Origin of the sequence: Pseudomonas sp. PS1(2021) (assembly GCF_020405165.1) — a bacterium.
In the GTDB taxonomy this organism is placed as follows: domain Bacteria; phylum Pseudomonadota; class Gammaproteobacteria; order Pseudomonadales; family Pseudomonadaceae; genus Pseudomonas; species Pseudomonas aeruginosa.
This window is the reverse complement of record NZ_CP084484.1, coordinates 3,301,259-3,312,444: the sequence shown is the minus strand read 5'-3', so window position 1 is coordinate 3,312,444 and position 11,186 is coordinate 3,301,259. Positions and strand designations below refer to the sequence as shown.

The window sequence follows — 11,186 nt, the reverse complement described above, 5'->3', positions numbered from 1 at the left end:
CAGGCGCTGTCTCAGCGCGCCGCGCCTTCGATGATCGCCAGGACGTCGCCGATGGCGTGCTCCAGGTAGTCGCCCGCCTTGTACGCCGCAAGCGCCTGCGGACCGCCGTCGAGCACCGCCTGCGGCCGTTCGACGAAGCGTCCGAGCAGGTTGAACTCCTCGTCCAGCACCAGTACCAGCGGAATCGGGATTCGCTCCAGCGCCAGGCGCTGGCGCAGGTCGTCCTCGGCGCGGCCCTTGGAAATGATCGCCAGCTCGATGTTCGGTTGCAGGCGCTGCGCGAAGTCCAGCGCGGCCAGGTTGATCTGGCAGTCCGGGCACCACATTTCCCCGGCGACCAGCAGGCGATAGCGCCGTTCGATGCGTTGCAGGCGTTCCGTCAGCGCGCTCGGCAGCCCGTTGCTTTCCAGCTTCTGCCGGAACCGCGCGACCGCGCCCTGTTCCGTGGCCAGGCCATGGCCGACGAAGGCGGCGAAGTCTTCTCCGATATCGAACAGTTCCGCGTAAGAGGCCATGCTGGTTTCGCTCCTGTACTTGGGGAGGGATGGCGCGGCGGATACGCCAGGTAGTCGCGCCACGCCGGGGCGGCCAGGGTAGCGCGCTCGCCGCGTCGCGGCGAGCGCCGGCGTGCTTCGCCGGGACTGGTCGTTAGCATGGCGCGGCTGGTAAAAAGACAGCGCCCCCACTGCCCGCCAAGGCCCGCCCGATGCTGATCGACCTGCCTTCCACCCGTCCGGTCTTCGCCTATGCCCAGGATTATCTCCACGGCGAGCGCGTCGAGCTGCACCGGCATTCGCGCGCGCAATTGATCCATGCGCTCAGCGGGGTGGTCACGGTCGGCACTGCCGAGGGCACCTGGGTGGTGCCGCCGGGACGCGGTGTCTGGTTGCCGGCCGGTATCGAGCATGCCCTGCGTTTCGCCGGCCAGGTGCGCATGCGCACCTTGTTCATCGCCCCGCAGGCGCGCCACGACCTACCGCGGGACTGCCGGGTGGTGGACGTGCCGCCGTTGCTGCGGCAATTGATCGTCGCGGCGATGCGGATCGCCCCGGACTACCCGCCGGGCGGCCGCGACGAGCGGGTGATGGAGCTGATCCTCGATGAACTGCGGGTGCTGCCGATCCTCGCCCTGCACGTGCCACAGCCGGTCGATCCGCGACTGGCGGCGCTGTGCCGCAGCCTGCGCGCCGAGCCGGCCGCCGACTGGAGCCTGGGCGATGCCGCGCGTCGCCTGGGCGTCAGCCCGCGGACCCTGACCCGCGCCTTCCAGCGCGAAACCGGTCTCAGCTTCGTCCAGTGGCTGCGGCGCATGCGCCTGCTCGCCAGCCTCGATGCGCTGGCGGCAGGGCACTCGATCCTCGAGGTCGCACTGGACCTCGGCTACGACAGCCAGAGCGCCTTCAGCGCCATGTTTCGCCGGACCCTGGGCGTTTCGCCGAGCCTCTATTTCGGCCGCGGCGCCGCCTACGGGGTGGCCGAGGGCGACTGAGTTCAGTCCTTCTGGCGCAGCATCAGCGAGGCCAGGGCGCAGGCCAGGAGCGCCACGCAGGAAAGGTAGAAGGCGTCGGAGTAGGCCATCAGGTAGGCCTGCTGGCGCACCCCGTGGTCGAGCAGGGCCAGCGCCTGCTGCTGCTCCGGCAGTTGTATCCGCACCTGGCCACCGCCCAGGCGCTGCTGCAGGGCGCCGTCGAAGATCGTCAGGGTCTCGCCGATCCGCTCGGAGTGGAAGCGCTCGCGCAGCGAGACCAGTTGCGTCAGCAGCGCGGTGCCGATCGCGCCGCCGAGGTTGCGCAGCATCGAGATCAGCGCCGAGGCCGAGCCGGCCTGGGCCTTGTCCAGGCCCTTCACCGCCAGTACCGAGAGCGCGACCATGATCAGCGGCTGGCCGATGCCGCGCACGACGATGGAGGGGATGATCACGTTGCGTCCCGCGTCGGCGTTCAGGTGCGCGCCCATCCAGCAGCCCAGGGCCATGATCGCGAAGCCGCCGGCCACCAGCAGCTTGGGGTTCAGCCAGCGCATCAGGCGCGGCAGCAGCGGCGCCAGGAGCAGTTGCACGAGGCCGTAGAGGATCAGGCTGTCGCCGATCTGCCGGGCGTTGAAACCCTGCAACTGGGACAGGTAGTTGGGCACCAGGAACACCAGGCCGAAGGTCGCCGCGCCGAACACCGCCATCGCCAGGCTGGACACGCCGAAGTTGTAGCTGCCCAGCAGGCGCAGGTTGATGAACGGCCGCGCGCCCCACAGTTGGCGCTGTACGAAGAGCAGCAGGGCGAGCACGGCGAGGACGGCGAAGGTGCGGATGAAGCCGGACTCGAACCAGTCGCGGCGGCCACCTTCCTCCAGCACTATCTGCAGAGCGCCGAGGCCGGCGACCATCGCGCCGATGCCGAGCCAGTCGGCCTGGCGCAGGCGTTCGCGGTCGCCGTCGCGGGGGCGGATCGACCAGGCCACCGCGGCCAGCAGGGCGATCCCCGGCAACAGTTGCAGGAGAAAGATCCAGCGCCAGGAATAGGCATCCGCCAGCCAGCCGCCGATCGACGGGCCGGCGGCCTGGGCCACACTGTTGGAAAGGCTGAACAGCGCCATGCCGAGGGGTACCCGGCTGGACGGCAGCTCGGTGAGGATCAGTTGCATCGACAGCGGGATCAGCACCGCCCCCGAAGCCCCCTGGATCACCCGGATCAGGATCAGCGTCGACAGGTTCGGCGCCAGCGCGCAGCTCAGCGAACTGAGCAGGAACACCAGCGAGCCGAGGAGCATCACCCGGCGCAAGGAGAACACTTCCACCAGCCAGGCGGTAAGCGGGATCATGCTGATTTCCGCGACCAGATAGGCGGTGGAGATCCACGAGCCCTCCTCGAAGGTGGCTCCCAGCGCGCCTTCTATCTCCGGCAGCGCCGCGCTGGTGACGTGCACGTTCATGCCGGCCATGAAGCAGCCGAACAGGCCGCCGGTGACGGCGACCCAGGCACGCAGCGATACCTTGTCGTCAGCGCTCATCGGCGGAGGCTCCGTCCGGTTCGCGAGTGTCCACGGTGGCGATCACCGACATCCCCGGAAGCAGCCGGGCCCGCTCGGCGGCGTCGGCGTCCAGGCGGATACGCACCGGGAAGCGCTGGACGATCTTGGTGAAGTTGCCGGTGGCGTTGTCCGGCGGCAGCAGCGCGAATACCGCGCCGGAGGCCGGCGCCACGCTGTCGACGCGGCCGCGCCAGCGGCGGCCGAACGTGTCCACCTCCAGCTCTACCGGTTGCCCGGGGCGGATGCGTTCGAGCTGGGTCTCCTTGTAGTTGGCCACCACGTAGGCCTGCTCCAGCGGCACCACCGCCAGCAGCGGCAGCCCCGGCGTGACGTACTGGCGCAGGCGCACCTTGCGCTGGCCGACGCGGCCGGCGAATGGGGCGCGGATTTCGGTATCGTCCAGGGCGTGGCGCGCCAGTTCGCGCGCCGCCGCGGCTTCCTGCAGCTCCGCCTGGCGCTGGGCGAGCGCCGCCTCCGCCTCGCGTCGCCGGCTCTTCAGTACGTCCCTGGCGGCGCGCTGGCGGCCTTCCTCGGCGCTTGCCCGCCGCGCCGCCGCCCGCGCTCGCTGGTGCGCCGCGTCGGCGTTCTCCAGGCGCTGGCGACTGGTGGCATGCTCGTCGGCCAATTGCCGGTAGCGTCGCCAGTCGGTCTCGGCGCGGCGCCATTCGGCTCGCGCCGCTTCGCCATCGGCGCGGGCGCGGCTGATCGTCTGCGCCTGCTCCAGCAGTTGCCGATCGAGGGTCTCCAGCTTCGCGCGCTGGGCTTCCAGCGCCGCCTGCGCCGCCGCTTCGCGGGCCTCGGCGGCGCGCAGGCGCTGGCGGAAGTCGCGCGGGTCCAGGCGCAGCAGCAGGTCGCCGGCCTGGACGTCGGCGTCGTCGGCCACCAGCACCTCGGCGACGTAACCGGAGACCTGCGCGCTGACCGCCACCCAGTCGGCGCGTACATAGGCATCGTCGGTGCCCTCCAGGAAGCGTCCGCTGCTCCACCACCAGGCCAGCAGGGCGGCGAGCGCGATGGCGCCGGCGAGGCCGCCCAGCAGCCAGGTTCGGCGCCGGCGCGTGGCTGCTGGCATGGTTTCGCCAGTGGTGTGTTCGATGGGTTCCCTGATTGCCTGGTTCATTGTCCGTTTTCCTGATGGGAGGGGCTGGGAGCGGCTTGCCAGCCGCCGCCGAGAGCCCGGAACAGTTCGACCTGGCGCTCGGCGACGCGCATCTCGGCGTCGACCAGGCGCGCCCGGTCGGCGACCAGGCTGCGTTGGCTGTCGAGCAGCTCGAGGGCATCGAGGGCGCCGGCGCGATAGTTGCTGCGCGCCAACCGGTAGGCGTGGCGCTGCTCGTCGAGGGCACGCTGGAGGTCGGCACGCCGCTGGCGCTCGCCGGCATACAGCGCCAGGGCACGCTCGACCTCGCGCAGGGCGCCGAGCACCGCTCCGTCGAAGCGCGCCAGGGCGGCGTCGCGCTCTGCCGCTGCGCTGTCCAGGCGGCCTCGCGCGCTTTCCCGGTTGGGGAAGCGCCAGCTCAGCAGCGGGCCGGCCGCGTAGGCCAGCGCGCCGCTGCCGCCGAGGCCGGCGAGGGTCACTGCGGAGGTCTCGGCGCCGACGGCGAAGCTGATGCGCGGGTACAGCTCGGCTTCGGCCAGCGCGCGCCGGGCGTCGGCGGCGGCGAGCCGGCGCTCGGCCGCGCGGACGTCCGGGCGGCGCGCCAGCAGGCTCCAGCCGTCGCCGGTGGGCAGGGCACGGCGCAGTTGCGGTATGCCGGCGCAGGTCGCGGCAGGAGCGTCCAACTGGCGCGGCGAGCGCCCGCTGAGCAGCGCCAGTTCGTAGAGTGCCGCGCGCCGCCGCGCCTCGAGCATCGGCAGCGCGGCGCGGGTCCGCTCGCGCAAGGCCAGCAGCCGGCGTCGCTGCAGCTCGCTGGAAAGGCCGGCGGCGAGCTGGCGTTCGCTCAGCGCCAGGCTCGCGTCGAGCAGGCCGACCGATCGGCGTTGTACCTCTGCCCGTCGCGCCAGGGCGCAGGCGCGGACGTAGGCGAGGGTGGTCTGGCTGGCCACGCTGACCCTGAGCAGGTCGCGCGCCGCTTGCGCCGCTTCGGCATCCGCCTTCGCCGCGGCGATGCGGGCGCGGACTTCGCCCCACAGGTCCAACTGGTAGGACAGGTCGAGGCGGGCGGTGTGTTTCCACTGGCTGTGCAGGTCCTCGTCGGTGGCTTCGGCGAGGGTCTGGTCGTCGCCGTCGCGCCCATACTGGTAGCCATAGCCGACCTCGGTCCGTGGCCAGCGTTCGCCCTGTGCGCCGCGCAGATGGCCGAGGAGCGCGCGGGCATGGGCATCGGCTGCGGCCAGGTCGCGGTTGTGGCGCAGCGCGGCGGCCACCAGGTGGTTCAGCCCAGGGTCCTGGTAGAGCGTCCACCACTGGGCGGGCAGCGCGTCGCCGCGGGTTCCCGCCACCCTCGACAGGCCAGGGTCGAGGCTTTCCGCGCGTGGCGCGGGTTGGTTGCGGTTCGCGCAGCCCAGCGCGGTGGAGATCCCCAGCGCCAGCGCCACGCAACGCAGATGACTGGCAAGCGGCATTGCCCTGCTCCCGTGTCTGAAAGAGCGGGGAACGGTAAGGCAGGCGCAGGCGGCCTGCGCCGGCAAAAGCGCCAGTCATCGTCGCGAAATGGACAGTCGGCGGATTTTTCAGCGTTGCCGCATCAGGTACGGGCCGCAGCCCGGCCGGGATGGCCAGCAGGGAGATGCGGTGGATCTGCCGGGAGCAGCGGTTCACCCCGCCTTCGACGAGGCGCAGGCGCTGGAACAACTGGTGGGCTAGCCTGCGCCTTGGCGTGGCCGGGGGCCCGCCTTCAACCTGAACGAAGCGTTTCGCCAGGTGGTCGGAACAACAGGTCCCCGTTCCGGAAGCCGAGTCCATGCCGCTGCGCCGTGCCGTTTTCGCCATCCTTTTCGCGTCCCTGGGCAGTCCTTTGGTAGCCGCCGAAACACCCCTGCGCCTGGAGCGCCTGGAGCGCTGCGGCGATCTCCTGGCCAGCGAGCGGCAGGAGTGGTGCCTGCGCGTGCGCGGCCTGGGCTCCGGCCTGCCGCGCCTGTTGCTGGACGGCCGCGAACTGCCGGCCACCGCCCTGCGGCGCGAGGGCGACGGCCTGCGGCTCCGCCTGGACCGCCGTGGCCACGCCAGCGGTCCGCTTTGGCTGGAGCAGGGCGGGCGCAGCAGCAATCCGGTATGGCTGACCCTGAACGGCAGCCATGTGCTCGCCGCCGGTCCCGACGAGGTGGCGAAGAACATGGATGGCCTGACCACCTACGTCGACCTGGTCAGCCTGTTGATCGAGGAGAACCACGACGGTCGCCGGGAGGCCGAACGCCTGGCCGATAAATATGGCGCGCGGGTGGTCGGCGCGATCCCGCCGTTGAACCTCTACCAGTTGCGCCTGCCGGCGCGCGACCTCGTCCAGCGCGACGCGCTGGTCCTCCGCATCGGCAGCGAGACCAGCGTGGACGCCGTGGTGGTGGAGGAGTCCGCGCCGGAGAAGGGCGAGGAAACCGAGGCGGCGCGCCGGCCCGTGGACAAGCCGGACAGCGACTCCGACGAGTGGGCGGCCAATCGTTTCATGGACGCGGTGAACTATTACCAGCGTCGGGTCCGCGCCCGCCAGGCGCCGCTGGAGACCCGCCCGGTGCGCATCGGGGTGATCGAGCGCGACGTCGACTTCGACGCTCCCGACTTCGCCGACTACCTCGGCCCCTGCAAGGCGCCCGCACCGCGTACCTGCCTTTACGCGCGCGATGCCGAACGTCCCGACAACCACGGTTCGACGGTCGCCGGCATCCTCGCCGCGCGCTGGGACCAGGGCGGCAACAGTGGTTTCCTGCGTGGGTTGGACCGCGCCAGCCAGGGTTTCGAAGTGATCGTCGAGCGCAATTCGGATGCTGGCATCACGGCCAACGTCGCCGCCTCGGTGAACCTGGTGGAGGATGGCGTGCGGGTGCTCAACTGGAGCTGGGGCATCCACCGCGTCGGCGCTCGCGACGTCGATGGCGACGAGGTGGATTCGCTGGTGCGCTCGGGGATCGCCATGAGCGGCTACGAGGAGTTGCTCGAGGAGTTCTTCCTCTGGCTGCGCAAGGAGCATCCGGACGTGCTGGTGGTCAACTCCGCCGGCAACGGCTCGTCCTACTCCGGTACCGACGAATACCGCCTGCCGTCCTCCTTCGTTACCGAGCAGTTGCTGGTGGTGGGCGGCCACCAGCGCAGCGAGCGCCAAGGCCTGGCGGTGGACGACCCGGCCTACGCGGTCAAGCGCAGCACCTCGAACGTCGACATGCGGGTGGATGTCACCGCCGCCGCCTGTACCCATGCCTCGACCCTGGAGCGGGACGCGCGGGGCGAGGTGCACTGCGGCACCTCCTATGCCACGCCGATGGTCGCCGGCACGGTCGCCGCCATGCTTTCCCTTAACCCGCGGCTGCGACCCGAGGAGATCCGCATGCTGCTCCGGCGCAGCGCCATGACCATCGGCGGCGACTACGATTTCGAGCCGGCCGATGCCGAGGACCTCACCGCACCGATCCTGCCCTCGGAGCGCGGCTACCGCCTGGACCACCGCGACGTCGGCCGCTCGGCGCGGCTGGACATGCAGAAAGCCCTGGACCTGGCGGTGAAGAGCCGCGAGCGCGTGCGCTGAGGCGTTCCGACGGCCCGGGGCCTCACGGCGAGGCTTCCAGCAGCCGGGCGAGGCGTTCGGCGAGTTCGTTGTGGCGGAACGGCTTGGTCAACACCTCGAAGCCGTTGAGTTGCTCGGGCCTGAGGTTGGCGTAGCCGGTGATGACCAGCACCGGCAATTGCGGGAAGCGCTGGCGCAGTTCCTCGGCAAGCTGCACGCCGGTCTTGTCGGCCATGAGATGGTCGGTGACCAGCAGGTCGGGCGCCAGGCCGCGCTCGACCTCGCCCAGGGCTTCCTCCGCCGACGCCGCCTCGCTGACCTGGTAGCCGAGATCGCCGAGCAGCAGCGCGGTGGTGTAGCGCACCATCCTGTCGTCGTCGACCAGCAGCACGTGGGTCGGCCGCAACGCTTCCGGTGCGTCCGGGCAGCTTTCTGCGGTGGATTGCGTCTGCTCCGCGGTGATCGGCAGCCAGATGCTCACCCGGGTCCCCTTGCCGATCTCCGAGTGGATGCCCAGGCCGCCGCCGGACTGGGCGACCAGGCCCTGGACCATCGACAGGCCGAGGCCGGTGCCCTTGCCCACGCCCTTGGTGGAAAAGAACGGCTCCATGCAGCGGGCCAGCACCTCGGCGGGCATGCCTCCGCCGTTGTCGGCGACTTCCAGGCACACGTAGCGGCCGGCGCCGAGACCGTCCACCGCGCCGTCGATCACCAGGTCGGTCCGCGCGCCTATTTCCAGGCGGCCGCCTTCGCCCATGGCGTCGCGGGCGTTCACCGCGAGGTTGAGGATGGCCAGTTCGAACTGGTGCGGATCCACCACCACCGCAGGCAGGCGTTCCGGGATCTCGATGCGGACCTCGATGGTCGGGCCGAGCGAGCGCTCGATCAGGTCGTGCATGCCTTCGACCAGCTCGCGCAGGGCCACCGCCTGCGGCTTGAGGGTTTGCCGGCGGGCGAAGGTGAGCAGGCGACCGACGAGGTTCCGCGCCCGTTCGGCGGACTGTAGCGCGCCGTCGATGAGGTCGGTGGAGCGGGCGTCGTCGAGCCGCCGGCGGATCAGTTCCAGCGAGGCCATGATCGGCGTCAGCAGGTTGTTGAAGTCATGGGCGATGCCGCCGGTCAACTGGCCGACCATCTCCATCTTGCGTGCCTCGTGAAGCTGCGCCAGGGCGCTTTCGCGCTGGGCGAGCATGGTCGCGACACGTTCTTCCAGGCTTTCGTTGAGTTCGCGCAGCTCGTTCTCGGCGCGTACCCGCGCGCTGATGTCCATGCACACGCAGAGCAGGCCGCTGGCGGCATGCTGCTCGTCCACCAGCGGCGTGACCTGGTTCTGCACCCACACCGTATCGCCGTCGGGGCGAACGTAGCGGCCGCTCATCTCGAACGCCGCGCCGGTCGCTCCGCCTGGCGCCGCGGGGAGGGCGAAGTCGGCGGGGTCGAGGATGTCCTGCATGCGCAGGCCGAGCAGGGTCTCGCGCGAACGGCCGGCGATCTCGCAGTAGCGATCGTTGACCCGGGTGAAGCGCCAGTTCCGGTCGCATACCGCGATGCCCGCGCTGGCCTGGTCGAACATCGCCGCCAGTTGCGCGGAACTGGTGCGCAGCGCCAGCTCCGCGCGGGCATGGGTGAGCGAGGTCCAGGCCAGCTTGGCGGCTTCCTCCGCCAGGCGGCGCGAATCTTCGCCGAGCGCCTGCGGATGGGCGAAGTGGATCGCCAGCAGCGCCTCCAGCCGGCCGTGGCGCAGCACCGGGACGTGCAGCGTGGCGCCCAGCCCCAGGCGCGCGCGGCTCGCCGCCTCGTCGAGACTCATGCCGCGCTCCCCGGCGAGGTCTTCCCGCGCCACGCTGCGTCCGGCATGCAGTTCGCCGGACAGGGTGGCGCCGAACGCCAGGTAGCGATGCCGACCGACCGCCGAGCGGCCGTCGTGGAGATAGTCGCGATGGACCTGGAAGGTCATGCCGTCGCCGTTGTCCTCGCCGAAGAATATCCGCGACGCGCCCAGCTCCTCGCCGAGCCGGCGCAGGGCGGTGGCTTCGATCTCCAGGGGATCGGCCAGGGACGGCAGGGTCTGGCCCAGTTCCAGGAGGAACGCCTGGCGGCGTTCGAAACGCACCCGCTCGGTGGTCTCGGTGACGATGCACAGCACGCCGCCGACGGAACCGTCGGTTTCCCGCACCGCCGAATAGGACACGTCGAAATAGACCGTCTCGCCGCGTCCATGGCGTTCGATGTAGAAGGGCCGATCCTTTGCCGCGAAGGTTTCACCGGTCTCGTACACCCCGCGCAGCAGCGGTTCGAGGTCATCCCACAGCTCCCGCCAGTTCTCTATCGCCGGCCGGCCGAGGGCGCGCGGATGCTTGTCGCCGATGCTCGGCGCGTAGGCATCGTTGTACAGGGCGACGAATTCCGCGCCCCAGAACAGCACGATCTGCGCCTTGGCCGGCAGCAGCGTGGCCATCGTCGTCTTCAGGCTCGCCGACCAGGCGTCCGGCGGGCCGAGGGGCGAACTGGCCGCGTCGAGGCTGAGCAACAGTTTCCCGACCGCTCCTCCGTTGGCCAGGAAGGCCGGTGGATGGTCAAGGGTGTTCGGGTCCGGTTCGATGGTGAAAGGCTGTGCCATGTCTGCGGAGTCTTGCTCGGTTCCGGTTGAGGTGGTGGGTCGTATGGAATATAGGAGGGCGGTGGGTGCGCTTGCGTTCAATCCGGCTGGGCGGGATGGCGCACCGGGGCGCTCCAGACGCTCGGCGCGTTGCCAGGCGGAGTCTGGCGATGATTTCGTACGCGGTGCCCGAGACCGCGATGGAGACTTGGCGTAGGGGCGAACGACGCCACCGGCGTCATTCGCCATGGCCGGGTCAACCGGAACGTCGAGCGGCTACCAGGCGCTGCTGCAGGCGCGTCAGGAAGGCCACTTCGAAGGCGGTCTTCTGCATCGGTGTGGGCAGGCTGTCGCGGCCGAAGGCGAAGGCGGTCCAGAGCTGGCCTTCGATCTGGTCGGCAAGCCAGTTCTCGGCCTGGCGGACGCCCTTGTCGATGGCGGGCTGGGCGGGAACCGGCCAGAGCAGGGAGAGACCGGGTTGCCGGTCGGCGGGGGGAATCTCGACCATCAGGTTCTTGTAGCGTTCGATGATTGCGTCGACGTGGGTCTTTTCCTTTTCATCCTTCGTCATGCTGGGTACTCCGTTTCTGAGAGTCACATGACCTGCCGCCTTCGCTGTCAATCGATGGAGGCAGGATCGCGCAGGGTTGACAGACCGGGAAACGGAACCGGCAGACCACGAGGGTCTCCCCACGCGATCCGCCATGAAGGCCCGCAGTTGGAAAACTGCGGTCGAGCCGATGCCTGCAAAAGCATTCGCTGCTTTCGCATGCACCGCTCGGCGCATCGCGCCGTCTCTTCGGGCTGTCAAACCCGGTCACGGATTTGGCCGTGACGGGCGCAGGATAGGGGCAGGCAAGGCGGGGAGCAAGGGCGGGAACGGGTGACGGCAGAGGCTATCGGCAGGC

Annotated in this window: 8 protein-coding genes; 2 read left to right on the top strand and 6 right to left on the bottom strand. The window is 70.3% G+C overall.

Annotated elements, in window-relative coordinates; all coding sequences use genetic code 11:
* Positions 1-11: 11 nt before the first annotated feature.
* Positions 12-515 (bottom strand): thioredoxin family protein, encoded by a 504-nt coding sequence (locus tag LE197_RS15790; protein WP_003086710.1) that lies wholly within the window; start codon positions 513-515, stop codon positions 12-14.
* Between the two features lie 191 nt (positions 516-706).
* On the opposite strand from LE197_RS15790, the gene LE197_RS15785 reads away from it, so the two are divergent.
* A complete protein-coding gene (locus LE197_RS15785) occupies positions 707-1,489 on the top strand; it encodes an AraC family transcriptional regulator (protein ID WP_003082522.1) in 783 nt (260 codons plus the stop codon).
* A gap of 2 nt (positions 1,490-1,491) precedes the next feature.
* On the opposite strand, the gene LE197_RS15780 is transcribed toward LE197_RS15785, so the two are convergent.
* Genes LE197_RS15780 through LE197_RS15770 form a run of 3 tightly spaced genes read right to left on the bottom strand, consistent with a single transcriptional unit; the run spans position 1,492 to position 5,589 of the window.
* Positions 1,492-3,003: an MDR family MFS transporter gene (locus LE197_RS15780; protein WP_016253699.1), complete on the bottom strand. Its 1,512-nt coding sequence runs from the start codon at positions 3,001-3,003 to the stop codon at positions 1,492-1,494.
* Entirely contained in the window at positions 2,993-4,144 is a 1,152-nt protein-coding gene (locus tag LE197_RS15775) for an HlyD family secretion protein (protein WP_023109053.1), read from the bottom strand. The genes LE197_RS15780 and LE197_RS15775 overlap by 11 nt, the downstream gene beginning before the upstream one ends.
* Positions 4,141-5,589 (bottom strand): efflux transporter outer membrane subunit, encoded by a 1,449-nt coding sequence (locus tag LE197_RS15770; RefSeq protein WP_012614365.1) that lies wholly within the window; start codon positions 5,587-5,589, stop codon positions 4,141-4,143. Before LE197_RS15770 ends, LE197_RS15775 begins: the two co-directional genes overlap by 4 nt.
* A 338-nt stretch (positions 5,590-5,927) precedes the next feature.
* Here LE197_RS15770 and LE197_RS15765 point away from each other — a divergent pair, with 338 nt between their 5' ends.
* Positions 5,928-7,700, top strand: coding sequence for a S8/S53 family peptidase (locus LE197_RS15765; protein WP_003082530.1), 1,773 nt, complete (start codon positions 5,928-5,930; stop codon positions 7,698-7,700).
* Between the two features lie 22 nt (positions 7,701-7,722).
* Here LE197_RS15765 and LE197_RS15760 read toward each other — a convergent pair whose 3' ends face one another.
* Together LE197_RS15760 and LE197_RS15755 are read right to left on the bottom strand one after the other, a co-directional pair.
* Entirely contained in the window at positions 7,723-10,299 is a 2,577-nt protein-coding gene (locus LE197_RS15760) for a PAS domain-containing protein (protein WP_023109052.1), read from the bottom strand.
* Between the two features lie 235 nt (positions 10,300-10,534).
* The gene (locus LE197_RS15755) at positions 10,535-10,849 is read right to left on the bottom strand and encodes a LasR-specific antiactivator QslA (protein ID WP_023109051.1); all 315 of its coding nucleotides are present in this window, start codon (positions 10,847-10,849) and stop codon (positions 10,535-10,537) included.
* Positions 10,850-11,186 lie beyond the last annotated feature (337 nt).

Coding starts and splice junctions, on each gene's coding strand:
- LE197_RS15775 (WP_023109053.1), bottom strand. CDS start 4,144: ATGAACCAGGCAATCAGGGAACCCATCGAACACACCACTGGCGAAACC.
- LE197_RS15770 (WP_012614365.1), bottom strand. CDS start 5,589: ATGCCGCTTGCCAGTCATCTGCGTTGCGTGGCGCTGGCGCTGGGGATC.
- LE197_RS15780 (WP_016253699.1), bottom strand. CDS start 3,003: ATGAGCGCTGACGACAAGGTATCGCTGCGTGCCTGGGTCGCCGTCACC.
- LE197_RS15785 (WP_003082522.1), top strand. CDS start 707: ATGCTGATCGACCTGCCTTCCACCCGTCCGGTCTTCGCCTATGCCCAG.
- LE197_RS15760 (WP_023109052.1), bottom strand. CDS start 10,299: ATGGCACAGCCTTTCACCATCGAACCGGACCCGAACACCCTTGACCAT.
- LE197_RS15755 (WP_023109051.1), bottom strand. CDS start 10,849: ATGACGAAGGATGAAAAGGAAAAGACCCACGTCGACGCAATCATCGAA.
- LE197_RS15765 (WP_003082530.1), top strand. CDS start 5,928: ATGCCGCTGCGCCGTGCCGTTTTCGCCATCCTTTTCGCGTCCCTGGGC.
- LE197_RS15790 (WP_003086710.1), bottom strand. CDS start 515: ATGGCCTCTTACGCGGAACTGTTCGATATCGGAGAAGACTTCGCCGCC.